We start from the raw sequence: 25,412 nt of genomic DNA, 5'->3' as shown, positions 1-25,412 counted from the left end.
AAAATAAAGGAGAATTTAATCATGGCAAGAGCAAATGTAAATGAGCTGATTATTGAAAATGCTCGTATTATGTTCAGAAATTTCAGAGGAGAGGAGACTAAGTACAATAGAGCTGGCAACCGTAATTTCTGCGTTGTGATCCCGGATGCAGACCAGGCACAGAAACTCGGCGAAGATGGATGGAATGTGAGAATCCTTCCGCCGAGAGACGAGGATGAAGCGCCTCTTCACTATATTCAGGTAGCTGTTCGGTTCGATAATATTCCGCCGAATGTATATATGGTTACCAGAAGAGCTAAAACAAAGCTGGATGAGGAGTCTGTATCTTCTCTTGACTATGCTGAGATCAGAAATGTTGATCTGGTCATCAGCCCGTCAAAGTGGGAAGTAAACGGAAAATCCGGTATCAAGGCATATCTGAAGACCATGTATGTCACGATTGAAGAGGATGTGTTTGCTGAGAAATATGCGGATGAAGAGGAGCCGCCGTTCGCATAAATCATGTTTTGAGGGTGTCGGTGTCAAAGCCGGCACTCTTACTTTATGAAAGGAGAAAAATTATGTTTTGGAATAAGAAAAAACCGAAGTCGAAACCACAGATCAAGACTACGGTACCTAAAGCATTCAAAGCAAAAGAACCGCCACCTAAGTGGCAACCAACTTTCGGTGAAACGAAAAAGAAGGATGAGAAACCACCGGAAGTAACTACGAAATCTGAATCGAAAATTGACTGGGAGAATAAATTCTTAAAATCTTTTCAGAAACTTACATACAGACATCGAGCATGGGATGTGTGGAGAGATTATATTTTACTTCATGCGTGTTCAATCTCGAATGTTTTAGACCAAGAAAACTACGACCAAAGAGAGAAGCGATATCTTAAAATTATTCGTCAGTATTCAAAAGAAGAGCAAGCTATATTTCCAGAATTAGCAGCGTACACAACTATGGCACTGGATCAGAACCAGGAGCAGGATTTTCTCGGAAAAATGTTTATGCGGTTGGATCTTGGAAATCGTTCGGCCGGTCAATTCTTCACACCGTATCATGTTTGCGAACTTATGGCCGAAGTGGTAGCGACTGATGCTTTAGAAAAGATAGAGCAGTATGGTTATATCTCAATTAACGATCCATGCTGCGGTGCTGGAGCAACTTTGATTGCCGGTGTGCATGTAATACGAAAGCAACTTGAACATTGTGATCCGCCGAGGAACTACCAGAATCATATTTTAGTAGTTGCACAGGACATTGATGAAATTGTTGGGCTGATGTGTTATATCCAAATCTCGCTTCTTGGATTGGCTGGATTTATAAAAATAGGTAACTCGATAACTGACCCAATGTCTACGGACGATTCATATGAAAATTATTGGTATACACCTATGTATTTCTCAGACGTATGGAGTACCAGAAGAATGCTCCGTCAGATTAACAAGTTATTTGGAAAGGGTGATGACGAATGAAAAAAAGATATTCTATTTCAAAAGAGCAGTGTACATGCGGAATCAGCGAGCTTTATGACAATGTTGCTAAAATCATGGGCGTTTCAGATTTAAGCAAAGTTGTGTACGATTGTCGTAAATTATCTATCACCAAAAAAGTGCTGGACTGCCTGTATGAGTTCTATCGTTCAGAGAATCAGAGTGACGAAACCATCACAACCTGTATGCTCTTGTATGGTCCAAAAGCAGATCTGGATGGAGATGGCTACGAAGTCGAGGTAGAAGATGTATTCATCACGAAAGGTGTGTGATGGCTGGCGTAGAATTACGGGACTATCAGGAAGAAGCTGTACGACGAATGCGAAATGGCTGCATACTTTGTGGTGGTGTTGGTAGCGGAAAATCCAGAACTTCGTTGGCCTACTATTATGTTCGAAATGGCGGAGAGCTTGGAACGGATGAGTATGTTCCTATGGACGATGTGAACATTAAGGATTTGTACATAATCACAACCGCTAGGAAACGAGACACCTTTGAATGGGAAGAGGAACTCTCGCCGTTTCTATTATCAACGGATAAAGAAGAGAACTTGTATACTAATAAGGTTGTGATTGATTCCTGGAACAACATCAAGAAGTATGCAGATGTTAAGGACGCTTTCTTTATATTTGATGAGCAGCGTGTTATAGGCTCTGGAACATGGGTTAAAGCATTCTTGAAAATAGCTAAGGTAAATGAGTGGATACTGTTATCTGCAACACCTGGTGATACCTGGCAGGATTATATTCCAGTATTTGTGGCTAATGGATTTTATAAAAACCGAAGCGAATTTACAAGAGAGCATATAGTCTATAGCCGATTCAGCAAATTTCCTAAAATTGACCGATATTTGAATATTGGAAGATTGATTCGACTGCGAAACAAAATCTTGGTGAATATGGATTTTAAGCGCCAGACGGTTTCGCATCACGAGGATATTTATGTCAAGTACAATATCGAAAGATATAAAGATGTCGGAAAAACCAGATGGGACCCGTTTAAAAAAGAACCAATTATCAATGCTGCTGGTCTGTGCTATGTATGGAGAAAAATTGTAAACACCGATCAGTCCAGACAAATAGCTTTACTTGAAATTGTGGAGAAGCATCCGAAAGCGATTATATTTTACAATTTCGATTATGAGCTCGAGCTTCTGAAAGAGATATTCTCTGGATATGAAGTCGGAGAGTGGAACGGCCACAAACATCAGCCAGTGCCGACTAGCGATGCGTGGGTATATTTAGTTCAATACAATGCTGGGGCTGAAGGATGGAACTGTATTACGACGGACACGATTATATTCTATTCTCAGAATTATTCGTATAAGATCATGGCACAGTCTGCCGGTCGAATAGACAGAATGAATACGCCATATACGGATCTGTATTACTACCATTTGAAATCTCGGTCTGGTATCGATCTTGCTATCAGCAAAGCATTGAAAGATAAGAAAACATTTAATGAGACCAAATGGATCAATAAAAAGCCCATAGTATTTGAGCAGTCATCTAGTATGGCAGCATAAAGCGGAGGTGACACAGATGATAGAAGTCCTTAGGAACATCATTGTATTTTTGCGAGTTATGTCATTTCGGATAAAGTCTCTATCGGAGGAGGAATTTAAAACCTTATTATCCAACTGTACATACGAGCAGGTATGGTATGCGATCTGGCTCCGCTACTATATGTGAAAGGAATAGCTTATGGAAAATATTTACAAAGAGGTTGATTTCAAAACCTATTGCAAAACCTGCGAGCATAAGGATCTCGAAGAAAAATTTGATCCGTGTAACGACTGTTTGGCAGAGCCGATGAATGCCAATTCAGATAAACCTGTTTACTGGAAGGAGGCTGAAAATGGTAGATAGTATATTAGTTAGTGTTGATTTTTCAAACAAAAACGATACTGGAGTAATGGTTGTGGGAAGAAAACGGATGAATCAGTCTGTAGAGATTATCAATGCTTTCCAAGGAGATGAAGCGAGAGAGCTTTATGAAAGGTTAATAACAACGAAAAAGAAGGAGGGTCAAAAGTGAGCTTTCAGTACGATCAATATTTAGCCAGACATCGAGCTAATGTGAAAAGAGGGTTCGACTGGCTTTCTGAGAATTTACCTGGACTTATGACAAATACACTCACCGCCGGGTGGAATACGGAATTTGCTCATGATCAGTCTAAGAACGAGCCGGATGAGTATGAGGCATACGATGCATATTTCTATGGAAATAATCGCTCTTATGAAGTTGTACAGCGGTATCAGAGAGCATGGTTACTTCACATTCACCGGAATCCACATCATTGGCAGCACTGGGTTCTTATCCATGACGATATGGAAGACGGTGAACTGGAGACCGTTTTGGAAATGCCATACGATTACATCATTGAGATGATTTGTGATTGGTGGTCATTCAGTTGGCAGAGTGGAAATCTCTATGAGATATTCAAGTGGTACGAGGAACATTCTAAGTATATAAAACTGGCGCAGACAACGAAAATCACAGTCGAGTATATTTTAGACAATATGAAGAAAAAACTTCAGGCATTGCAGTATGCGGATCAATCAGCCATGCAACCTGGAGCTTGATATTTGGAGGAGCTATGAATAGAACGACAAAAATAAACATCTTAGCGTATGCTTCGGAGCCGGACAAGAACTATAAGTACGAGGGTGACATCGTCGATTATAAGGGAAAAAGGTATTTCGTAAGTCTGGCAGAAGAGCGAGTGGAATTTATCGGGATTATTAAGGAGGAAGAGTAGAATATGAAAGCAATTAAAGAAAATTGGAAACTGGTACTTATCGTGGCCGCTGGAATTATAGCGGTTATTTTTATGTGTATTTTTGGAGTACAGGGAGCACAAAACAAAGCGTTTGCAATGGAGGAGCAGGTCAATACGGCTGATTCTGACATCAAGGTACAGGAAAAAAGGAGAGTCGACCTTGTATATAATCTGGCTGATTGTGTTAAGCAGTACGATAAGCATGAGGCAGAAACTCTTACGGCTATTGTAGAAGGTCGAGGAAAAACAACCAATCTTGAAAATGTAACCACTGCAATAACGGCTGTTACAGAGGCATATCCAGAATTAAAATCCAATGAAAATTACAAGGAACTGATGAATGAATTGTCCATTACTGAAAATTTAATCGCCGAATATAGAGAAAATTATAACAAGCAGATTAAAGAATACAATCGCTATGTTAGAAAATTTCCTACTAGATTCTTTTTAAATATTTTGGGATATGAAACGAAGCAGTATCAGTACCTTGATTATGGTGCTCCTGTAGATGCGCCTCAAAATTTATTTGGAGATTGATGCCATGAAAAATAGAGGCTTTGATTTTGGAGATTTTGAAATTACTAAGCGTGAGATTCTGGCAAGTATATCCATAATCGCAATGATGCTTCTTATTGGTTTTGTGATTTCTGGGAGAATTTCAAACTATATTCTGGATCGGAACGAAAAGTACAATAAAGCTATTAAAATCGAAAGCTCTGAGCTGTTTGAATATGGGATGAGAACCGACGTTGGTTATGCGTTCGTTTATGGAGATTTGAAGGCTGTGGATACTGTTTCATATCCAGAAATTAACGGGGAGTATATGTATATAGAAAAAATAGAGGAACATTACAATATGCATACACGAACTGTCACTACAACCGATTCTAAAGGAAAGACACATACCAAAACTGAAACTTATTGGTCTTGGGACTATGCGGGAAGCGAAGAACAAAGATGTTCGGAAATTACATTTTTAGGACACATCTTCCCATCGAACAAGGTAGAGTTTCCAAGTACTGAACATATTGACACTATAAAAGAATCAAGTCATATCCGGCATAAGTATTATGGAGTTGATACGGAATATATAGGAACCATATTTACTGAATTACGGGATAAAACCATATCTGATAATTCTTCATTTTATGAAAACAGCACCATTGAAGAAACTGTTGATTATTTGGAAAGCGATTGGGAACTATGGTTATTCTGGGTGATTTGGATAATTGTTATCGGACTATGCGTATTTGGTTTTTACTATATCGATAACGAATGGATTGAAGAACTTCCGTATTCAGAGTTGATTATGAACGCAGGCGGATTGGATGATAATTCAATTAACGCCTTACAGGGAGCGGTTAGAAATAGTAGCAAAGGTTATATTTATAAAAGAAAAACGGAGGATTAAATTTATGAATTTTACAGTTATGCAGCTTATCATTATGTTTCTTATTGCCTATGTATGCCTCTATGCACTGATCGACAGGGTTATGAAGTGTATTGAGCACTGTGCTACAGCCAGAGCATATGGACGGTTCCGAGAAGCTGGGACTATGATAAAAATGGATTCTGTAGCAGCTGGCATCGCAAAGTCAAAAGAGGAGAAAGACAATGTTGAGAAGAGACTTAATTAAGAACAAGATATACGGAATGGTATTCATTGTACTTGGAGCGTTGACAATCCCGATTGAATGGGATGCAACGTTCTTTTTATTTACCTTGATGTTGGGCATTTTATTATTTGTATCAAGAGAAAATTGCATTATGAATTAAGGAGGCGGCTATATGAGCCGGGCTGAAAGGAGAAGGGCACAGAAGTGCGAGCAGAAAGCTAAGACCGCTACATACAATCTGACAAGAGCTCAATTAGATGCCCTGGTTCGAGAAAAGATATCTGGTGAACTGGATAGAGTTAAGCAGGAGGCTACGAATGATGCTATCAATCAGGCGATGATCCTTCTGCTTACTCTGCCGCTTGAAGTGTTGATGGATCACTATTGGACGAAGACATATGCAAAGCGGATTCCGGAGTTTACAGAGCATGTTCTCGAATATTATGAAAAGTGGCAAAACGATGAGTTAGACATGGACAAGCTCAAAGAAGATCTTTGGATATATGGTGGAGTGCGATTAGAAGAAGTGGAGGGTAAGTAAATGGGATATTTAATTTTAGGAATTATCATTTTGGCAGCTATTCTTGTTTTAGGCGGATATATTGTTTTATCTGTTATGAATGCTGCAATGTGGATGGACGATTCTATGAGATGGGGAGGTAGAGATGACAGCTAAGGATGACAGAAAAAATGCAGAGGGTTACAATGATCCGACAGCTTATAACGCGATTAAGAACGTGGAGCAGGAACAGGACAAGGACGATGTGAGGTTTCATCAGTTACTGAACACTCTGTTTTCACTTTGTGAATTGGCAGATTTCCATATCGAGGGACGAGTTGTGCTGAAGGATAAGAGAACGGGAAAGGTTTGGAGGTAGGTGAGATGAAAATCTGTAAGGTAAGATCTGATCGCTCAACCTGTTCTGCTTGCATTGCAACTCAGGAAATGTTTAATGTGGTTGATGATTGCAGTAAATGTAAATTAAATACCGATATTTATGAATTATTACAGATCGGGACTGGATTTTGGAGCGGAAACTATGCAATGGTTCAAAAGGACGGCAAAATCACTAAAGTATCATTAAGTCGTGTTTATGATGTAAAGGAGATATGATTATGACAGTAGAAGAGTTACAGAAAGCATGTGCAGCATTATCTGAAGCTTGGGTTAAGGCTATGGAACCACTGAAAAAATTGGCGGAGGCGTTGAATTCTGTTTCAGGACAAATCGAGCAGAGTGAAGAGAAGCGGAAAATTCATATCGTTTGGAAGTGTAAATCCCACAGACGTTTGCCGGATTCTACGAGGTCTACGTACGCTTATAAGCCGGTCGGAAGACGAAATTTACCGTATCAGAGGCGGAATTTCTGACTGATTTCAGCTAATCTAGGTTAAAAATCTTTGTAGTAGCAGGTCATTTTTCTGCCCACTTTTGGGTTTTAGGATTTGACCAAAGCCAGGATATTTTTGACCAGAACTGAAAAATTGGTGTCGATTTGGAGAAAATTTACGAATTTTGGTCAAATTTCTGGCCATTTGCCCGGTTTTGCCCACTTTCAAAAACCCGGATTTGACCAGTAAAAACCAAGTATTTATGCGGGTTTGCGGGCTTTCTGCCCACTTTCCCACTTTTAATACTAAACTATTATGATAGAAAGTTTAAAAATATATAGTAATAGGTGAATAAAAGCGGGTTTTTGACCAGAAGCAAGAAAGAGGTGATTTTATGACAGATGACAAGAAATTAGTCGAGGATTGGTTGTGTGAACATTTTCCGCATCACTTGCGAGCGAATAAAGATATTCCGAAGGGCGCATATGTGATAATGAAGAGTGAAATATTCGTGTCACAAGGATGGCTGTGGGTCGATAATCCGCCATATCTATCTTTGGATGATCTGATGTCTGGCTATACCATTCCTAGAGATTTCTACTCAGGTACTGGAGGCATGTATTGTGGATATCCATTTGGAGCATTATATCCAATAGCAGGAGGTTTGCCGTGAATGTAAAGCGTAAAGTGACATGGAAAGATATTTTCAATAATTTCAAATCGGTGTATCCGCGGTTATCAAAAGAAGCTCAGGATTATCGTCCGTACAACTACATGAGCATTGTCGTATATTTAGCAGACGGAACCAAGGTGGTTTATGATGATATGACAAAGCGAGCTAAGATGCTTGCAGCCTAGGATCTGGCTACAGAATCCGCTTTCCATTTTGTGTGCTTCATGCTATACTATAAGAGCCACACAATCTAATAATGAAATCGCGTTCGAGGGAATAACTTTGGTAAAAAGTGTATTCTCTTTTACTCGTACCCTTGAACGGCGAAGAGATTGTGTGGCAACAATAAGAGATGCGCTTTTTCGGTGCGTCTCTCAAATTGGGGCGCACTTTTTATTTGCCCTAAATTCCTACTTGAGTATGGAAAGGGTGATTATATGGGAACGAAATCAAATAAAAACATTTCGGGTGTCATAGGAGCAATCGGAGCTGTTGGTGGTTTGATTACTGCGGTTACACCTTTGGTTGAAAAAGCAATAGATAATGCTCAGAATAAGCCGACTGAGAAAATAGATACGAAAGTTATTATTCCAGAATTATATCGTAAGGGGTTTCCGATAGATTTGGAACAGGCAGAAGAATTACTGACGGAACGTGGCTTGAAAGTTTCAAAGAGTAAGCTTCGTATGAAAGAAGCCGATCCAAAGTATCGCGATTACGAGGATACTCAAGTTATAGACTCGAACCCAAAGCAAGGTGTGAAAGTGAAAATCGGTACAACGGTTTGCCTGAGATACATAACTGCTGAAGTTATCGAGGAGAGCCAAAAGATATTTGACGATAGTGTTCGTATTAAGCAGGAGGCTAAAGAACAGAAGGCCGCTGAGAAACAGGAAAAGAAGGAACGTTTAAAAGAAAGTGTTTCTGAAACCATGGATTCTGCAAAAAGCGGTTTAGAAAAGATATTTAAGAAAGATCGAAAAGCTATAGAGGCTGAGAAAGGAGAAAAATAGATGAGTAAAGGCGGAAAGAAAAAGCGTAGCACAGCAGGGTTAATCCTGGATGTCGTTTTGACATTGTGTACCGGTGGATTATGGTTGATTTGGATACTGATCCGATATTTAAGAAACAACAGCTGACAACTACATATTTGGACAGAGATGCTTAATCGTGTCTCTGTCTTTTTTTTTTATGCTCTTTTTTTGCGCGCGAAAAAAACATGCCCTTTTATGAAGAGAGAGGATAAATAGGCATTTTTATTAAATACCACATCCTCTTTTGAGTTTTTAGAAAATTGAAAGGAGGCTCCATTATGTTGGAAAATAAGTTCCAGGCAAATTTGATCAAGGAACTGAAAGAAAGATTTCCGGGTTGTATCGTGATGAAAAACGACCCGACCTATATTCAGGGAATTCCAGATCTGCTGGTTTTACACAAAGACAAATGGGCTTCCTTAGAATGTAAAAAAAGTGCTGGCGCAAAGAAGCAGCCGAATCAGGAATATTATGTGGACCGTATGAATCAGATGTCATTTTCGAGGTTTATATGTCCAGAGAATAAAGAGGAGGTACTGGATGAACTTCAACAATCATTCGAACCTTGAAGGACAACACGCCTTTCTTGGTGCCAGTAAATATCACTGGATAAATTACGGTGAGGATAAAGTTGCGGAAGCGTATCGGAATTTCCTTGCCACACAAAAAGGAACTGTATTACATGCATTTGCGGCGCAGTGCATTATGCTCAATCAGAAATTACCAAAATCGAAGCAGACATTAAATATGTATGTGAACGATGCCATTGGCTTTAAGATGACGCCGGAGCAGATCCTTTACTATTCCGATAATTGTTTTGGCACAGCCGATGCAATTTTGTTTCGGAATAATTTCTTAAGAATTCACGATTTGAAGACCGGAAAGATTCCGGCACACATGGAGCAGCTTGAAATATATGCGGCTCTTTTTTGTTTGGAATATAAAGTGAAGCCAGGGGATATCGAAATGGAATTGCGGATTTATCAGAACAATGAAATTCTGTACCATAATCCAACGGCTGAGGATATTGTTCCAATCATGGACAGAATCATTACTTTTGATAAGGTGATTAAAAGAATCAGAGAACAGGAGGGGTAAGCTATGAATTCCATTGTGGAAGATATTTTAATGCATTATGGTATGCCACGGCGTTCTGGGCGTTACCCTTATGGTTCTGGAGAGAACCCATATCAGCATAGTGGAGATTTTCTTAGCCGTGTTCAGGAATTAAAAAAATCCGGAATGAGCGAAACAGACATTGCTAAGAATATGGGTTTGACTACCACACAGCTTCGTACTCAGATGAGCCTCGCTAAAGATGAACGTCGTGCTCTTCAGGTAGCAACAGCAAAGAGTCTTCGTGAAAAAGGTTACAGTTTAAATGAAATTGCCGATAAGATGGGATTTGCTAATGACTCGTCTGTCCGCTCTTTATTGAACGAAACTTCGGAAAACAGAATGAACCAGGCTAAGGCCACTGCGGATGTTCTGCGAAAACTCATTGAAGAAAAGGGAATGATCGATGTCGGAACCGGCGTTGAAAGAGAACTTGGCGTGTCAAAAGAAAAACTAAACCAGGCTCTTTATATGCTGGAATTGGAAGGTTATCCGATTTATGGCGGCGGCGTTCCACAGGTTACCAATCCTGGAAAGCAGACCAATATCAAGGTCATTTGTCCACCGGGAACCGAGCACAAAGATATTTATGACTTCGAGAATGTCCATTCTGTAAGAGACTACATCTCCTATGACAATGGGGAGTCTTTCAGAAAATCTTTTGAGTATCCGGCCAGCATGGATTCAAAGCGCTTGCAGATCCGCTATGCCGATCAAGGTGGCGTTGATAAGGATGGTGTAATTGAACTCCGTAGAGGCGTGAAAGACCTGTCTTTAGGTGATTCTCATTATGCACAGGTCCGTATTATGGTTGACGGAACTCACTACCTTAAAGGTATGGCTGTTTACTCTGATAATATGCCGGATGGCGTTGATGTGATTTTCAACACTAATAAAAAGTCTGGCACTCCTACAAAAGATGTTCTTAAGAAAATTAAGGATGATCCAGATAATCCGTTTGGTTCCCTGATTAAGGAGCATGGAGGTCAGAGCTATTACGATGATCCAAAGGGTAAGTATACAGATCCTGTAACCGGAAAAAAACAGTCTCTTTCTCTGATCAATAAGAGAGCAGAAGAAGGCGATTGGGGTGAATGGAGTAAGACACTTCCGTCACAGTTTCTTTCTAAGCAGAGTTTGACACTTATCAAAAAGCAGTTAGGTTTGGCAAAAGCTGATAAGCAGGCAGAATATGATGAAATCTGTTCATTAACAAACCCCACTGTAAAGAAGGCTCTGTTAAAATCATTTGCTGACGATTGCGATGCGGCCGCCGTACATTTGCAGGCAGCGGCGTTACCTCGTCAGAAGTATCAGGTAATTCTCCCATTAACAACAATCAAAGACAATGAGGTGTATGCTCCAAACTACAAAGATGGAGAAACAGTTGCTTTGATTCGATACCCGCATGGTGGAACTTTTGAGATTCCTATTCTGAAGGTCAACAATAAATTGGCTGAAGGAAAGAGCGTTCTCGGAAATACACCGGCGGATGCAATCGGTATCAATAAGAAGAATGCAGACCGTTTATCAGGAGCGGACTTTGATGGTGATACCGTAATGGTAATTCCTTGTAACTCCACAAAGAGTAAGGTAAAGATTACTTCCACTTCTCCATTAAAAGGTTTGGAAGGTTTCGATACCAAGGATGCTTATGGTGGAACTGTTAAGAAAGATGCTGATGGCGTAGACCATTATTATCGTAATGGTAAAGAGTATAAGATTATGAGAAATACTCAGACAGAAATGGGTAAAGTATCGAATCTGATTACTGATATGACTTTGAAGGGAGCCACACAGGATGAATTAGCGAGAGCGGTTCGTCACAGTATGGTAGTAATCGATGCTGAGAAACACAAACTGGATTATAAGCAGAGTGAAATCGACAATGGTATCGCTTCTCTTAAGAAGAAGTATCAGGGAAATGTAGATTCAGAAGGTCGTTACCATGAAGGAGCATCTACTCTAATTTCAAGAGCAAAATCTGAGACACAGGTTCTTAAGAGAAAAGGCTCTCCGACAATCAACGAAGATGGATCGCTGTCATACAAGTCTGTTAAGGAAGAGTATGTCGATAAGAATGGAAAAATTCAGGTGAGAACTCAGAAGAGTACAAAGATGGCTGAAACAAAAGACGCCCGTACTCTTTCTTCAGGTACCCCCCAGGAAGAAGCTTATGCCGACTATGCGAATTCTATGAAGTCTTTAGCTAACCAGGCTCGTAGGGAGATGATGAGTACAGGCAAAATTGCTTACTCTGCTTCTGCTAAGGCAACTTATTCTGAAGAAGTAAAGTCTTTAAATGCTAAGCTTGATTTAGCTTTAGCGAATGCTCCTAGGGAGAGACAGGCTCAGACAATGGCGAACGCTACCGTTGCGGCTAAGAGAAAAGACAATCCAGACATGACAAAAGCTGAAGTTAAGAAGGCAAGTCAGCAGGCTCTAGCACAGGCAAGAAGTTCTGTAGGAGCTAAGAGATCCAACATCGAAATTACGGATAAAGAATGGGAAGCCATCCAGGCCGGAGCAATTTCTGAGAATAAGCTTACACAAATTCTGAATAACACGAATACGGATACTATTCGTCAGAGAGCAACGCCTCGTGCAAGCACTGCTCTGAGTACAGCTAAACAGAATCGTATCGCTGCACTTAGCGCATCTGGCTACAGCACTTCAGAGATTGCGGAAGCTCTTGGGGTTTCTTCTTCAACAGTTTCTAAGTATTTGAATGGAAAGGAGTGAACTAAGTAAGATGAGATTTGCGCTTACAACTTTTGATAATCCTTATGATCCGTTTGAACAGTTCACTCAATGGTTCATGTTCGATGAAGAAAAAGGTTATCACACAACTGCTTACCTTGGTCGAATCGCTCGAACATCGGATCAGTTATCGGATGAAGAGAACAACAAGGAAGTAGAGCGAGCTATTGATGAGATAATCCGTTATGATTTCCAGAACATCTATCGAAAGGTTACAAGTAAATCGGAAACAAATGAACATAAAGAAAAAGCTTCTTAAAAATGATTTCATCGGCATATTAAAAGCCGAAACCGCCAGTACATGATTAAAAGGGGTATAGGGGGGTGTCTAAAAAACATACCCCCACCCATATCGCGGCGGTCTTTAAAATTTCCCCGGAGGGTATTTTTAGGGAGCCTTTTCAACTGTTCCAGTGTTTACAAGGGTCTATAACTCATGATATTTGACGACGGTTTCTGTGGGATCGGCTCAAAGTTAGTTCTCCTTTCGTTGAGTAGCATTGTCATGATTTGTAGGCTCTTTTAAATACTGGAAAAGTATGTGAAAACCTTTACGGAAGTAACGAACAACTAAATGGAAGGAGGCATCAACTTTGAGGAAAGCAAAGCAATCCGAGTCTTCTAGGATGATGCGTCCAGCATTAACGCCAGAAGCAAGAGAGAATCAGCTTGTTTCATTGGCTGTTGACTTGGCTGAAAAGCAGTTACGAGAGGGAACCGCTTCGTCGCAGGTGATTACTCATTATTTGAAGCTCGGTTCGACGAAAGAAAGAATCGAAAAAGAGATTTTGGAAAAACAGAAGGAACTGATAGAGGCGAAGACCCAGAATCTAAAATCTATTGAAAATTCTGAGAAGCTGTATGCGGATGCATTAAAAGCATTTCGTGGTTATAGCGGTCATGGAGATGAGGTGGATGATGCTTAGATGCTATTCAGAACTCTTGCAGCTTCCAACTTTTAAGGAACGATACGAGTATCTTCGTTTGGATGGAGTAGTTGGCGAAGAGACATTCGGATTTGATAGATACCTTAATCAGATATTTTACAATTCTCAAGAATGGAAGGACATTCGGAGAAAAATTATTATTCGTGATAATGGATGTGATCTTGGATTGGATGGTTACGAGATTCGTGGAAAGATTCTTATTCATCATATGAACCCAATAAGGCAGCAGGACATACTGTTGCGGACTGATTTGGTTCTGAATCCAGAGTATCTAATCGCAACAACTCTATCGACCCACAATGCCATACATTATGGAGATGAAAAACTACTTTTAACAGTTCCAAATGAACGACGAAAAAATGATACATGCCCATGGAGGCATTAGGAGGGAAAATTATGGAAGGAAACAAGAAGCCACTTATGGGTGTTGTGGTAAATTGTATGAATTTAAACATTCGCAAAGACCCGACGCAGGCATCCAGATCATTAGGGATCATCGGCTCGGATACAGTTGTGAAGGTATGCGACGATGAGTCTGTTTCCGGTTTTTATAAAGTAAAGACTGGGGACGGTATCAGCGGGTATTGTATGAGCGAGTTTATAAAACTCTGTTAGATGGAGGTGCGATCATGAATATTACAGATAGTGTACTGACATCAATCAAGAAATTACTCGGAATCGCAGAGGAGTATGAACATTTCGATGCGGATTTGATCATGCACATCAATTCTGTGTTCTCGATTCTTACACAGCTTGGTGTCGGCCCATCCAAAGGTTTCATGATCGAAGATAAGAGCGCAACATGGAAAGATTTCATTTCCAATGAATCCAAATACATGCTTGTCAAATCTTATATGCATTTGAAGGTCAAACTTCTTTTCGATCCGCCGCTTAGTTCAGCCGTGCTGGAGTGTTATAAAACACAAATCAGTGAATACGAATGGCGTCTAAATGTTGCTGCGGAAAACGATGACACCGATCCAGATGAGCCTGAGCATTATTCCGGATCATATGAAGTTACACCAAAGGCGCATCGGACTCAAACTTTGGATACGTCTGGAAAAGTGCTTAGTGAAGACCTTGTGATTCATGAAGTCCCGTATTATCAGACATCCAATGCCAGTGGAGGTGTTACCAGTTACATCGCAAAGGAGGGAGATTCAAAATGAATAACGCCTATTTAGCACACCATGGAATTCTTGGAATGAAATGGGGAGTTCGAAGATCGGAGGCACAGCTTGCCAGAGCCAGTGGACACTCTTCCAAGCCCTCAGACGATAAGAATGAGGTAGCAGCACGTAAGGTTGCTGTTAAGAATCGGCGAACAATGTCCGATTCCGATCTGAAGAAAAGAATTGAGAGACTTAAATTAGAACGCGAGTTTAAGAATCTTACAGAAGATGACATCGCACCTGGCAGAAAGTATGTGTCAGAAATTCTTTCTGCGTCAGGAAAGAAAGCGTTGACTATGGCTGCGGCCGGAGCAATGACTTATGCCGTCAAGACTGCAATGACAAAGGAATTCAATCTTAAAGAGGCTGCACAGTACATTGCTGCAAACCCGAATAAGAAGAAGTAGGAGAAGAAAATAATGGCGTTATCGAACACTGCCGTCCCGAAATACTACGGCATGTTTCGTGATGCCGTAATTCGTGGCGAAATTCCGGTATGTCGAGAAATCGAGATGGAGATGAACCGAATCGATGATCTCATTGCGAATCCGGGAATTTATTACGATGACCAAGCAGTAGAGGGCTTTATCAGCTATTGCGAAAATGAGCTTACTTTAACTGACGGTTCAGATTTGAAACTGCTTGACACATTTAAAGTTTGGGCTGAACAGATTTTCGGTTGGTACTATTTTGTTGAGCGAAGCGTATACGAACCTTATGAGGATGGCCATGGAGGACATTACGTTACCAAGTCTATCCGAAAAAGATTGGTTAATAAGCAATATCTCATAGTGGCCAGAGGTGCTGCAAAGTCAATGTATGGTTCATGCTTGCAGAATTTCTTCTTAAATGTTGATGTCACAACGACACATCAGATAACCACAGCCCCGACGATGAAGCAGGCAGAAGAGGTGTTGTCCCCGATTCGAACCGCTATTACCAGATCAAGAGGACCTTTCTATAAGTTCCTTACAGAAGGATCGTTGCAGAACACAACCGGATCAAAGGCGAATAGAATGAAATTGGCATCCACTAAGAAAGGAATTGAAAACTTCCTTACTGGATCGCTTCTTGAAATTCGTCCAATGAGAATCGACAAACTTCAGGGACTTCAGCTTAAAGTGGCGACGGTTGACGAGTGGCTTTCTGGTGATATTCGAGAAGATGTAATCGGAGCAATCGAACAGGGTGCATCGAAGGTCAACGACTACCTTATCGTTGCGATCAGTTCAGAGGGTACTGTCCGTAACGGTGCTGGCGATACAATCAAAATGGAATTGATGGATATTCTAAAAGGGGATTATATCAATCCGCACGTATCGATCTGGTGGTATAAGCTGGATTCTATCGATGAGGTTGCCGATCCGGATAAATGGTTGAAAGCAAATCCGAACCTTGGAAAGACTGTTTCTTATGAAACCTATCAGCTGGACGTTGAGAGAGCAGAAAAGGCTCCGGCAGCTCGAAACGATATTTTGGCTAAGCGCTTCGGACTTCCTATGGAGGGATACACATATTACTTTACATATGAAGAAACTCTCCCACATCGCCATCGAGATTATTGGCAGATGCCATGTTCTTTGGGAGCTGATTTATCACAAGGCGACGATTTCTGTGCATTCACATTTTTATTCCCATTGTCGAACGGATCATTCGGCGTCAAAACCAGAAACTACATTTCCTCATCGACTCTGATGAAACTCCCAGCAGCAATGAGAATTAAATACGATCAGTTTATGAAAGAGGGAAGTCTTATTGTGTTGGAAGGGACGGTTCTTGACATGATGGAAGTATATGAGGATTTGGATAACCATATTATTGAATGCGGTTATGATGTACGATGCTTTGGTTATGACCCATACAATGCAAAGGAATTTGTTGAACGTTGGGCAAGTGAAAATGGACCATTCGGAATAGAAAAAGTTATCCAGGGTGCAAAGACAGAATCTGTCCCACTTGGCGAATTGAAGAAACTTTCAGAAGAGCGAATGCTCCTGTTTGATGAGGATTTGATGACATTTGCTATGGGAAACTGTATTACTCTGGAAGATACTAACGGGAACCGTAAATTGCTGAAAAAGCGGTATGAGCAAAAAATCGACGCCGTCGCCGCAATGATGGATGCGTACATCGCATTCAAGGCGAATCGGGAAGCATTCGAGTAGGGGGTATAAAGATGCTAATAGCAAAGTTAATTGATTGCTCTTCTGTATTACGACCCTACACCATCAGAAAAGTAGCTCGTATCGAATCAAATGATAATTTGATGCATTATGGAATAAAAGGTATGAAATGGGGAGTTCGGAGAACGAAAGAACAATTAGCTCATGATAGAAGCTCTATCCAGGCAAGAATGAATAGTAAGTTGCGAACACCTGTAAAAGCTTCAAACGGAATATTGGTTACACGCTTTTCAGATCATGCCCTTGATAGGACACAAACAGAATCAAGACCGGTAACCGTTGAAGGAATTTTGGATGCATTGAAAAATCCGTTGAATCATGGTAGCATTAAAACAAAAACCGATAACCTTGGACGACCAAGTCAGCAGTTTATAGGGAAATCTGCGACAGTAGCAGTGAATCCTGAAAATGGAACCATAACAACCACTTGGTGTACAGGAAGTAGAACAAAGCGTAAATATTTAAAGAAAGGATGAGCATATGTTCAGTGAAGAAGAAATAAACCTTATGCAGTCACTCGGATTGGACTGCAATTTTAACGGTTTATCTGAGACCGATGAATATTGGGCAGACATAGAAGAAAAGGTTGGGAATTTCCTGACACTGAAGTGTTTAGACGAGCATTATAATCCCGATAGTAACGGAATCATATGCGAATCTATACTGAACAAAATACCGGTGTAAAATTACTGGAGACCTCTTAAGAAAAGGGGTCTTTTTTTTGCCTATTTTTAGGAGGTGAGAATTCAAAATGGATTTATCATTAAGTTCCAGGTTTAAAAATGCCTGGAATGCTTTTCGCAATAGAGCCCCTACCATGATGTCACAGAATATCGGTTCGGGTTATTCATATCGTCCTGATCGTTTTCGCCTTACCAGAGGAAACGAAAGATCGATAGTCACGTCCGTATACAATAGAATCGCTTTAGACGTAGCCGCCATCAACATTCAGCACGTTCAGTTGGATGATGAAGGGCGGTTTTTAAATGTTATAAAAAGCGGTTTAAACGAATGTTTGTCGTTGGAAGCCAATCTTGATCAGACTGGTAGGGCATTTATCCAAGATGTTGTTATGTCCATGATGGATGAAGGCTGTGTAGCAATCATTCCTGTGGATACCGATGATGATCCAGATGACACAAAAGGATATCAGATTCTTTCGATGCGAGTTGGTCGAATTCGTGACTGGTATCCTCGTCACGTCCGTGTTGAGGTATATAACGAAAATACTGGGCGAAAACAAGAAATTGTTGTTCCGAAAGATACGGTTGCTATCGTAGAAAATCCACTGTATGCGGTAATTAACGAACCGAATTCGACGATGCAGAGGCTTATTCGAAAATTGAATTTGTTAGATGCTGTCGATGAACAGAGCAGCTCCGGCAAGTTGGATTTGATCATTCAGCTACCTTATGTAATTAAATCAGAGGCAAGGCGTCAGCAGGCAGAGAAGCGGCGTAAAGATATCGAGCAGCAGTTGTCCGGTTCTAAGTATGGCATTGCTTATACTGACGGAACAGAGCGAATCACACAGTTGAATCGTTCGTTGGAAAACAATCTAATGAAGCAGATTGAATACTTAACGAGTATGCTTTACAGCCAGTTAGGAATTACTCAGAGCATCTTAGATGGTACCGCAGACGAGAAGACTATGCTGAATTATTACAACCGGACAATCGAACCGATCATTTCCGCAATCGTTGATGAAATGAAGAGAAAATTCTTAACGAAGACTGCCAGAGCCCAAAACAAGTCAATCATGTTCTTTAGAGATCCATTCAAGCTTGTTCCGGTAGCTGATCTTGCTGAAATTTCTGATAAGTTTACCAGAAATGAAATTGCTACATCAAACGAAATCAGACAGGTAATTGGTTGGAAGCCATCCGCTGATCCTAAGGCTGATGAATTGAGAAACAGCAATTTAAGTGAGCCTGGTGGTAGTTCCGTAACAGATGCTACGACGAGCGGTGAAGAAACAGAATCCAGCGATACCAGTGATTACGATGCTCTGGTTAATGAAGTTCTTGACAGCATTTCTGCACAAATCGATGACATCATCGGCAATTATACGTCTGGCGATGATAAGGAGGGAGATGATTCTTAATGGATGAACCTAAAGTTGCGGTTCTTAGACATTATGCATCGCCCTATTACGATCCTCAGAAAGCGCATGAATACTATATGCGTACCAGAGAGTTAAAAGGCCGTTCTACCACATCGCTGAATGATGAGGGAAAGAAGATTTGGTCTTATACAAAAAATAATATCAAATCTGAAAAGGCAGCAAAGGTCAAAGAAGAGCAGGAAAAGCGAGATCAGAAAATTACGGAACTTCGTGAAAAAGCAGAAGCAACGAAGGAACAGATATCTTCTCGTTTGAAAGAACTGAATGAGGCCTTAACCCAAAATGCTTCCGATAGGAAGAAAAGCATCGATACTGATAAAGATTCTGATTTGGAAGAAATTGAAAAGGAATCATCTAGCCAGAAGGAACGAATCGATAATAAAAAGGATGCCGAAATCGAGCGTTTGATGGCAATAGAAATTCCATCAGGATTATCTAAGGCTGAGAGATCTAAGCGTGTTGCTGAAAGAACCGCAAAGATTGCAAAGCTTAGAAACGATGCAAAATCAGATAAAGCAAAAATCAGTAGCGATGCCAAAACGGACAAGGCTAGTGTTCGAACAGATGCGACAAACAAGAAAGTGAAAGTATCGTCCGATACCAAGGAAGAAAAAGCTGAGAACCATGCTAATGCTAAAAGTGAAAGAGCAAAAGTTAGCTCCGAGCTTAAAGCAGCGGTTAAGTCAGTTAGAGAAGCTTACAAAGCGGCTAAAGCTGACCTTGATTCGTCATATGAACAAACCTATCAGGATGAATTTGACAAGATTCAGTCAGAGTACAAGAAGGTCAAGAAATCAAAGAAAAAGTCTTCCAGCTCATCAAAGAAGACATCGCATCCGTTATCGTACTATATCAGAAAATAGGAGGAAAATCAAAATGAAGTATGACTTTGGTGGCTGGGCCACTAGAAATGATCTTCAGTGTGCCGATGGAAGAGTCATTAAAAAAGACGCTTTCAAAGGACAGAACGGGCAGACTGTCCCGTTAGTATGGATGCATAATCATGCTGATCCGGCGAATGTGCTTGGATTAGCTCATCTCGAAAATAGAGATGAAGGAGTTTATGCGTTCTGTGAATTTAATGATACAGAATCAGGAAAGACTGCACGGGAACTTGTAAAACATGGCGACGTACAGTCTCTTTCTATCTTTGCCAATCAGCTTAAACAGGCCGGACACGATGTTGTTCATGGCATTATCAGAGAAGTAAGTCTGGTATTAGCCGGTGCAAATCCAGGAGCATTTATCGATGATGTGGTGATGCATGGCGATGGGGAAACCGGTATTGTCATTGGCTATAATGAAATGATCATGGGTCGGTTGGAGCATTCCGCAGATGAGCTGGATAAAAAGAAGGAAGAAGAAAAAATCGAGCCTAATGACAAATCAGATAATGGAGAGAAAAAAGACGATAAGGTTGAGACTATCGAAGACATTTTTAAATCCATGAACGAGAAACAGCAGACAGCAGTTTTCGCCATGATGGCTGAATTCGTAGACAAAGAAAATCCTAAAAAAGAGGATGATGAATCTAAAGGAGGAGATGACAATATGAAACACAATGTTTTTGACACCGACAAGCGCGATGATAAGAGCTTTCTGTCTCACGCAGACCAGGAGGAAATCCTTAAGCTGGCAAAGACAAGCCAGGTAGGAACATTCCAGACCGCGCTGGAGATCTATGCTAATGAGAATGCACTTCAGCATGATGCTCTTGCAAGCGGATTTGCTCAGACAGGAGATGGCAATGTAACACTTCTGTTCCCGGAATACAAGGATGTACGTCCTGGTGCACCGGAGCTGATTACTAACGACCAGGGTTGGATCACAACTGTAATGAACAAAGTTCATAAGAGTCCGATTTCCAGAATCAGAACTAGCCAGGTAGATATCCGTAACATCGATGCTCTTAAGGCTAAAGGCTATACTAAGGGAAAACAGAAGAAGCAGACTGGCAACTTCAAGCTGGTTCGCAGAACTACCGACCCTCAGACTGTGTACGTAAAGAGTGCGCTGCATAGAGATGATATCATCGACATCACCGATTTCGACTATGTGGCATACCTGTACAACATCGACCGCCTGATGCTCAATGAAGAGCTGGCAACTGCAATCATGCTGGGTGATGGCAGAGACGACGGAGATGAAGGCAAGATTTCTCCGGATCACATCAGACCGATTTGGCTGGATGATGATCTGTACACCATTCACGTTGATCTCGATGTCGCAGCTGCTAAGAAAGAACTTCAGGGAACCAATACCGCGGCTAACTTTGGTGAGAACTACATCATCGCAGAGGCCATGATCAATACCGTTCTGTATGCAAGAGAGGATTATAAGGGCACCGGTACCCCGGATCTGTTCATTACTCCTCATATGCTGAATCAGATGCTCCTGGCAAGAGACATCAACGGAAGACGTATTTACTCTTCCAAGACCGAACTTGCCACTGCACTGAATGTTGGCAGTATCAATACTGCGGAGCAGTTTGAGGGTAAGACTAGAACTACTTCCGACAGCAAAAAGAAGAAGCTGGTTGCCATTATCGCAAATCTGGCTGATTACTCCCTCGGTGCAACCAAGGGTGGAGAGGTTACTCACTTCACTCAGTTCGATATCGACTTCAACCAGGAGAAATCCCTGCTTGAGACCAGATGCTCTGGTGCTCTTACTCGTGTATACTCTGCAATCGCAATCGAAGAGGACGTAACAACTGCTTCTTCCGGTTCCGAGGATCACACAGCCTAAGTCTTAAAGGAGAAAATTCAAAATGAGTAAATTCTACGGGGTAATCGGCTATGCTGTAACAGATGAGATCCGACCTGGTGTCTGGGGAGAGAAGATTACTGTTCGTAATTACTACGGAGATGTTATTCGGAATACTCGACAGTATCAGAGTTCGGACCACCTTAATGACAATCTCAATGTGTCGAATGAGTTCAGCATCGTAGCCGATCCGTTTGCTTATGCGAATTTTCATTCGATGAGATTTATCGAGTATATGGGGGCTAAATGGAAAATTTCAAATGTTGAAGTTCAGTATCCCCGTTTAATATTAACCGTTGGAGGTGTTTACAATGAGCAGACGACTGAAACTGCATAATGCTTTATGCGACATCCTCTCGTGTCCAAACAAAGGACCAGAGTGTCGTGCTTATTTTCAACCACCGTCATCGGTAAAAATGAAATACCCCGCCATCGTTTACGCTCTCGACGATATCGAGAATACGTTTGCGAATGACGGGGTTTATTTGTCTGCGAGAAAGTATTCAGTAACAGTCATCGACAGCGATCCGGATAGTTCTCTCGTTGGCAAAGTAGCATCTATGCCGACAAGTCGATTCAATCGGCATTATCCGAAAGACAACTTAAACCATGATGTCTTTGAAATATTCTTTTAAGGAGGACAAATTCTATGAAAAAGAAACTCGTTTGGGACAAGACTGGCGAGCGCCTGTATGAGACCGGTGTCAGCCAGGGCGTCCTTTACCCGATTCAGACCGGTGGCGTATATAACTCTGGTACCGCATGGAACGGTCTTAGCACCGTAACAGAGAGCCCGTCTGGAGCAGAACCTACTGCAATTTATGCAGACAACATCAAGTATCTGAACCTTATGTCCGCAGAGGAATTTGGCGGCACAATCGAAGCTTATATGGCACCGGATGAGTTCGCAGAGTGCGACGGTTCCAAAGAAATCGCCCCTGGAGTGTTTGCAGGACAGCAGAACCGTAAAATGTTCGGCTTATCTTACAAGACACTTCTCGGTAACGATGTTGATTCCAACGATTACGGCTATAAGCTTCATCTCGTTTATGGTTGCTTAGCTTCTCCTTCCGAGAAGGGTTATTCCACTGTAAATGACAGCCCGGAAGCTATTACCTTATCCTGGGAGTTCAGCACCACACCAGTCGAGATTGCAACCTTAATCGATGGAAAGAAGCTGAAGCCTACTTCTATTCTCACCTTCGATTCTACCAAGGTCGATGCTAAGAAACTGGCTGCTCTTGAAGAGATCCTGTATGGTAAAGATCCTTCTTCTGCCGAAGCAGACGATGGTGTTGAACCGAGACTTCCGCTTCCGGATGAAGTAATTAAGATTATGACCGCAGAAGGTTAATAAAAAAAATAATACACAAACCACAGATGGAGTCGTATTCAGGAAAGCTGGCGACTCCTTTTTATTTGAAAGGAGAACAAAATCATGTATGCAGTAACAAAGACTTATAAAGATTTTAATGGTGTTGAACGCACTGAAACAAAGCTCTTCAACCTTACCGAAACAGAGGTTATGGAGATGGAATTGGGCACAGCTGGTGGAGTTGCTGAGATGCTTCAGCGCATCGTAGATGCAAAAGATCAGCCGACCATTATCAAGTTCTTTAAGGAATTTATCTTAAAGGCATACGGAGAGAAGAGTGCTGACGGCACATATTTCGAGAAGTCCGAAGAGATTTCCAGAAAGTTTGCCTGCACTCAGTTCTACAATCTTCTGTTTATGGAACTGGCTACAGATGACAGCAAAGCCGCTGAATTCGTAAACCATGTAATTCCGAAAGTTGTAGATATCAAGAAGCATTCGGAAAATCCGGAGATTGCTCCTGTGGTTGCCACCATGAACTAAAGAGGTGAGATCGAATGCTTGAACTTACGATACCAAGAACTGATCTGTGGGATGAGCGGAATCAGCGATTTATCCCTGTAAAGGAACAGAAGTTGCGTTTGGAGCATTCGCTCGTTTCACTTTCAAAATGGGAAAGTAAATGGTGCAAAGTCTTCCTATCTAAAGAGCAGAAGACCTATGAAGAAACCATTGATTATATACGTTGTATGACCCTTACACAGAATGTTGATCCGCTTGTTTATCAATGTGTTACCAATTCTCACATTGATGCGGTAAATGCCTATATTGAGGCGCCTATGACAGCTTCAACTGTTAAGGAAGAAAAAGGCGGTCCAATAAACAGGCAGCAGATAACCAGTGAGCTTATCTATTACTGGATGACCGCGTATCACATTCCGTTTGAGTGTCAGAAATGGCATTTGAATCGTTTGTTAATGCTTATCCGGATTTGCAATGCGGAAAATAAGCCTCCGAAGAAGAGGAGCAAACGAGATTTGTACAGACATCATGCGGAAGTAAATGCCGCAAACAGAAAAAAATTTAATTCGAAAGGATAGTGATAAAAATGGCGAAATCAAGACAGGCCGTCGTTAATCTTGTCGAATCCTGGGATGGAAAGAAGGAATCTAACGGCTCACACAAAAGCATTATTGATTTATATAACGACTTCTTCGAGAAGATCTGTTCTGGCAAATTTCCTCGTGGGATTCGTATGCGCTATGACTGGGCTTGGTGTGCTTGTACCTGGTCTGCATTAGCGGCAGCTCTCCGATATGAGAGTATTATGCCCATGGAAATTTCCTGTTATTACCTTATCGAGGCAGCAAAGAAAATGGGATGTTGGCAGGAGAATGATGCTTATGTCCCGAGTCCTGGGGATGGAGTTTTGTATGATTGGCAGGATAACGGAATCGGCGACAACACAGGCAATCCAGATCATGTTGGTACCGTGATCGAGGTGCATAAGGAATCCGGTTACATGGTTGTTGAAGAGGGTAACTACGGTAATGCGGTTAAGAAGAGAACCTTGTCTATCAATGGAAAATTCATCCGCGGCTTCATCACACCAAAGTACGACGACAATGCTGTTTCCGCTCCTGGATTAAGCAAGGGCAAAGATATCAAAACCATCGCTCATGAGGTAATTGTTGGACTGTGGGGGAGAGGTGATAACCGTAAGAAACTGCTTACTGAGTACGGATACAGCTACTCAGAAGTTCAGAACATGGTTAATCAGATTCTGAATGGATCAGCGGTAACACCGTCCAACACCAAACAGGATCAGAACCAGTCAGTTTCAAAGAAAGTGGTGGCTACCTGTTCTGCCAAGCAGTTTAACAAAACCTATGCTGGTGAATATAAAACAACGGCAGTTCTTTATTGCCGTAATGATGCCGGAACCAATAAGAAAGCTCTTTGTAAAATCCCGGCTGGTACTAAGGTTAAATGCTATGGCTACTACACAATGGCAAACGGAGTTAAGTGGCTGTACATCCAGTTTGTACTTGATGGTATACAGTATACGGGCTTCTCATCCAGTGCTTACTTAGCAAAGTAGGAGATTCAC

Annotated in this window: 40 protein-coding genes; all 40 read left to right on the top strand. The window is 41.3% G+C overall.

Annotated features, from left to right (window positions below; all coding sequences use genetic code 11):
* The first annotated feature begins 21 nt into the window (after positions 1–21).
* The 40 genes from DWX96_RS03890 to DWX96_RS03710 all read left to right on the top strand — a co-directional run bounded on the left by DWX96_RS03890 (position 22) and on the right by DWX96_RS03710 (position 25,403).
* Positions 22–498 carry a hypothetical protein gene (locus tag DWX96_RS03890; RefSeq protein WP_117469771.1) on the top strand — a complete coding sequence of 159 codons (477 nt, stop codon included), beginning with the start codon at positions 22–24 and terminating at the stop codon, positions 496–498.
* 62 nt (positions 499–560) lie between these two features.
* On the top strand, positions 561–1,463 hold the full coding sequence (locus DWX96_RS03885) for an N-6 DNA methylase (protein WP_118082947.1): 903 nt from the start codon (positions 561–563) through the stop codon (positions 1,461–1,463).
* Positions 1,460–1,753 (top strand): L-tyrosine decarboxylase, encoded by a 294-nt coding sequence (locus DWX96_RS03880; RefSeq protein WP_117567466.1) that lies wholly within the window; start codon positions 1,460–1,462, stop codon positions 1,751–1,753. Before DWX96_RS03885 ends, DWX96_RS03880 begins: the two co-directional genes overlap by 4 nt.
* Positions 1,753–3,006 (top strand): DEAD/DEAH box helicase family protein, encoded by a 1,254-nt coding sequence (locus DWX96_RS03875; protein WP_118082945.1) that lies wholly within the window; start codon positions 1,753–1,755, stop codon positions 3,004–3,006. Before DWX96_RS03880 ends, DWX96_RS03875 begins: the two co-directional genes overlap by 1 nt.
* A 178-nt stretch (positions 3,007–3,184) precedes the next feature.
* The gene (locus tag DWX96_RS14375; protein WP_015544764.1) at positions 3,185–3,349 is read left to right on the top strand and encodes a hypothetical protein; all 165 of its coding nucleotides are present in this window, start codon (positions 3,185–3,187) and stop codon (positions 3,347–3,349) included.
* Positions 3,339–3,518 (top strand): hypothetical protein, encoded by a 180-nt coding sequence (locus tag DWX96_RS03870; RefSeq protein ID WP_181968352.1) that lies wholly within the window; start codon positions 3,339–3,341, stop codon positions 3,516–3,518. Before DWX96_RS14375 ends, DWX96_RS03870 begins: the two co-directional genes overlap by 11 nt.
* Positions 3,515–4,066: a DUF5662 family protein gene (locus DWX96_RS03865; protein ID WP_117567469.1), complete on the top strand. Its 552-nt coding sequence runs from the start codon at positions 3,515–3,517 to the stop codon at positions 4,064–4,066. Before DWX96_RS03870 ends, DWX96_RS03865 begins: the two co-directional genes overlap by 4 nt.
* A gap of 14 nt (positions 4,067–4,080) precedes the next feature.
* Positions 4,081–4,242: a hypothetical protein gene (locus DWX96_RS14370; RefSeq protein WP_165859972.1), complete on the top strand. Its 162-nt coding sequence runs from the start codon at positions 4,081–4,083 to the stop codon at positions 4,240–4,242.
* A gap of 3 nt (positions 4,243–4,245) precedes the next feature.
* Positions 4,246–4,800, top strand: a complete 555-nt coding sequence (locus tag DWX96_RS03860; protein ID WP_117469767.1) for a LemA family protein — start codon at positions 4,246–4,248, stop codon at positions 4,798–4,800.
* 4 nt (positions 4,801–4,804) lie between these two features.
* Positions 4,805–5,674, top strand: coding sequence for a hypothetical protein (locus DWX96_RS03855; protein WP_118082943.1), 870 nt, complete (start codon positions 4,805–4,807; stop codon positions 5,672–5,674).
* Between the two features lie 4 nt (positions 5,675–5,678).
* The gene (locus tag DWX96_RS03850) at positions 5,679–5,900 is read left to right on the top strand and encodes a hypothetical protein (RefSeq protein ID WP_118082941.1); all 222 of its coding nucleotides are present in this window, start codon (positions 5,679–5,681) and stop codon (positions 5,898–5,900) included.
* Positions 5,878–6,039, top strand: coding sequence for a hypothetical protein (locus DWX96_RS14365; RefSeq protein ID WP_199535183.1), 162 nt, complete (start codon positions 5,878–5,880; stop codon positions 6,037–6,039). The genes DWX96_RS03850 and DWX96_RS14365 overlap by 23 nt, the downstream gene beginning before the upstream one ends.
* A 12-nt stretch (positions 6,040–6,051) precedes the next feature.
* The gene (locus tag DWX96_RS03845; protein WP_117469762.1) at positions 6,052–6,420 is read left to right on the top strand and encodes a hypothetical protein; all 369 of its coding nucleotides are present in this window, start codon (positions 6,052–6,054) and stop codon (positions 6,418–6,420) included.
* Positions 6,421–6,555 (top strand): hypothetical protein, encoded by a 135-nt coding sequence (locus DWX96_RS14720; protein WP_278286999.1) that lies wholly within the window; start codon positions 6,421–6,423, stop codon positions 6,553–6,555.
* Positions 6,545–6,757 (top strand): hypothetical protein, encoded by a 213-nt coding sequence (locus tag DWX96_RS03840; RefSeq protein ID WP_117567483.1) that lies wholly within the window; start codon positions 6,545–6,547, stop codon positions 6,755–6,757. The genes DWX96_RS14720 and DWX96_RS03840 overlap by 11 nt, the downstream gene beginning before the upstream one ends.
* Positions 6,758–6,762: 5 nt before the next feature.
* Positions 6,763–6,993, top strand: a complete 231-nt coding sequence (locus DWX96_RS03835; RefSeq protein WP_118082939.1) for a hypothetical protein — start codon at positions 6,763–6,765, stop codon at positions 6,991–6,993.
* Positions 6,994–6,995: 2 nt separating this feature from the next.
* Positions 6,996–7,250 carry a hypothetical protein gene (locus DWX96_RS03830; protein ID WP_117469760.1) on the top strand — a complete coding sequence of 85 codons (255 nt, stop codon included), beginning with the start codon at positions 6,996–6,998 and terminating at the stop codon, positions 7,248–7,250.
* A 355-nt stretch (positions 7,251–7,605) separates the two neighbouring features.
* A complete protein-coding gene (locus tag DWX96_RS03825) occupies positions 7,606–7,884 on the top strand; it encodes a hypothetical protein (RefSeq protein WP_117469759.1) in 279 nt (92 codons plus the stop codon).
* Positions 7,881–8,069, top strand: coding sequence for a hypothetical protein (locus DWX96_RS03820; RefSeq protein WP_117469758.1), 189 nt, complete (start codon positions 7,881–7,883; stop codon positions 8,067–8,069). The genes DWX96_RS03825 and DWX96_RS03820 overlap by 4 nt, the downstream gene beginning before the upstream one ends.
* A gap of 252 nt (positions 8,070–8,321) precedes the next feature.
* Complete coding sequence (locus DWX96_RS03815) at positions 8,322–8,897, top strand: PASTA domain-containing protein (protein ID WP_242988725.1); 576 nt, start codon at positions 8,322–8,324, stop codon at positions 8,895–8,897.
* A gap of 299 nt (positions 8,898–9,196) precedes the next feature.
* Positions 9,197–9,487, top strand: a complete 291-nt coding sequence (locus DWX96_RS03810; RefSeq protein WP_006776126.1) for a hypothetical protein — start codon at positions 9,197–9,199, stop codon at positions 9,485–9,487.
* Positions 9,459–10,016: a DUF2800 domain-containing protein gene (locus DWX96_RS03805; protein ID WP_117469756.1), complete on the top strand. Its 558-nt coding sequence runs from the start codon at positions 9,459–9,461 to the stop codon at positions 10,014–10,016. Before DWX96_RS03810 ends, DWX96_RS03805 begins: the two co-directional genes overlap by 29 nt.
* A 3-nt stretch (positions 10,017–10,019) precedes the next feature.
* Complete coding sequence (locus DWX96_RS03800) at positions 10,020–12,776, top strand: helix-turn-helix transcriptional regulator (protein WP_118082937.1); 2,757 nt, start codon at positions 10,020–10,022, stop codon at positions 12,774–12,776.
* A 10-nt stretch (positions 12,777–12,786) separates the two neighbouring features.
* Positions 12,787–13,053: a hypothetical protein gene (locus DWX96_RS03795; protein ID WP_015544759.1), complete on the top strand. Its 267-nt coding sequence runs from the start codon at positions 12,787–12,789 to the stop codon at positions 13,051–13,053.
* A 334-nt stretch (positions 13,054–13,387) separates the two neighbouring features.
* Complete coding sequence (locus tag DWX96_RS03790) at positions 13,388–13,720, top strand: hypothetical protein (RefSeq protein WP_319021197.1); 333 nt, start codon at positions 13,388–13,390, stop codon at positions 13,718–13,720.
* 58 nt (positions 13,721–13,778) lie between these two features.
* A complete protein-coding gene (locus DWX96_RS03785; RefSeq protein WP_330416226.1) occupies positions 13,779–14,126 on the top strand; it encodes a hypothetical protein in 348 nt (115 codons plus the stop codon).
* An 11-nt stretch (positions 14,127–14,137) separates the two neighbouring features.
* The gene (locus tag DWX96_RS03780; protein WP_117469754.1) at positions 14,138–14,356 is read left to right on the top strand and encodes an SH3 domain-containing protein; all 219 of its coding nucleotides are present in this window, start codon (positions 14,138–14,140) and stop codon (positions 14,354–14,356) included.
* Positions 14,357–14,370: 14 nt separating this feature from the next.
* Positions 14,371–14,910 (top strand): phage head-tail connector protein, encoded by a 540-nt coding sequence (locus tag DWX96_RS03775; RefSeq protein WP_118082936.1) that lies wholly within the window; start codon positions 14,371–14,373, stop codon positions 14,908–14,910.
* Positions 14,907–15,320, top strand: coding sequence for a DUF7211 domain-containing protein (locus tag DWX96_RS03770; protein ID WP_117469752.1), 414 nt, complete (start codon positions 14,907–14,909; stop codon positions 15,318–15,320). The genes DWX96_RS03775 and DWX96_RS03770 overlap by 4 nt, the downstream gene beginning before the upstream one ends.
* Positions 15,321–15,332: 12 nt before the next feature.
* Positions 15,333–17,078: a terminase TerL endonuclease subunit gene (locus DWX96_RS03765; RefSeq protein ID WP_117469751.1), complete on the top strand. Its 1,746-nt coding sequence runs from the start codon at positions 15,333–15,335 to the stop codon at positions 17,076–17,078.
* A gap of 11 nt (positions 17,079–17,089) precedes the next feature.
* The gene (locus tag DWX96_RS03760; RefSeq protein ID WP_117469750.1) at positions 17,090–17,572 is read left to right on the top strand and encodes a DUF7211 domain-containing protein; all 483 of its coding nucleotides are present in this window, start codon (positions 17,090–17,092) and stop codon (positions 17,570–17,572) included.
* Between the two features lie 275 nt (positions 17,573–17,847).
* Positions 17,848–19,200, top strand: a complete 1,353-nt coding sequence (locus tag DWX96_RS03750) for a phage portal protein (protein ID WP_117469748.1) — start codon at positions 17,848–17,850, stop codon at positions 19,198–19,200.
* Positions 19,200–20,084: a hypothetical protein gene (locus tag DWX96_RS03745; RefSeq protein ID WP_117469747.1), complete on the top strand. Its 885-nt coding sequence runs from the start codon at positions 19,200–19,202 to the stop codon at positions 20,082–20,084. Before DWX96_RS03750 ends, DWX96_RS03745 begins: the two co-directional genes overlap by 1 nt.
* A gap of 13 nt (positions 20,085–20,097) precedes the next feature.
* Positions 20,098–21,969, top strand: a complete 1,872-nt coding sequence (locus DWX96_RS03740) for an HK97 family phage prohead protease (protein ID WP_117469746.1) — start codon at positions 20,098–20,100, stop codon at positions 21,967–21,969.
* Between the two features lie 22 nt (positions 21,970–21,991).
* Positions 21,992–22,324, top strand: coding sequence for a DUF7253 family protein (locus DWX96_RS03735; protein WP_118082934.1), 333 nt, complete (start codon positions 21,992–21,994; stop codon positions 22,322–22,324).
* Positions 22,299–22,622 carry a hypothetical protein gene (locus DWX96_RS03730; protein WP_117469744.1) on the top strand — a complete coding sequence of 108 codons (324 nt, stop codon included), beginning with the start codon at positions 22,299–22,301 and terminating at the stop codon, positions 22,620–22,622. The genes DWX96_RS03735 and DWX96_RS03730 overlap by 26 nt, the downstream gene beginning before the upstream one ends.
* A 14-nt stretch (positions 22,623–22,636) precedes the next feature.
* Positions 22,637–23,341 (top strand): hypothetical protein, encoded by a 705-nt coding sequence (locus DWX96_RS03725; protein ID WP_003500508.1) that lies wholly within the window; start codon positions 22,637–22,639, stop codon positions 23,339–23,341.
* A gap of 84 nt (positions 23,342–23,425) precedes the next feature.
* Positions 23,426–23,845, top strand: a complete 420-nt coding sequence (locus tag DWX96_RS03720; RefSeq protein ID WP_003500504.1) for a hypothetical protein — start codon at positions 23,426–23,428, stop codon at positions 23,843–23,845.
* 14 nt (positions 23,846–23,859) lie between these two features.
* Positions 23,860–24,402 (top strand): hypothetical protein, encoded by a 543-nt coding sequence (locus tag DWX96_RS03715; RefSeq protein WP_118082932.1) that lies wholly within the window; start codon positions 23,860–23,862, stop codon positions 24,400–24,402.
* Between the two features lie 227 nt (positions 24,403–24,629).
* Positions 24,630–25,403 (top strand): endolysin, encoded by a 774-nt coding sequence (locus tag DWX96_RS03710; RefSeq protein ID WP_242988723.1) that lies wholly within the window; start codon positions 24,630–24,632, stop codon positions 25,401–25,403.
* The last annotated feature ends 9 nt before the right edge of the window (positions 25,404–25,412 follow it).

It is taken from the genome of Roseburia sp. AF22-2LB (assembly GCF_003461125.1).
GTDB classification, from domain to species: domain Bacteria; phylum Bacillota; class Clostridia; order Lachnospirales; family Lachnospiraceae; genus Roseburia_C; species Roseburia_C amylophila.
This window is presented reverse-complemented; position numbering and strand designations above follow the sequence as displayed.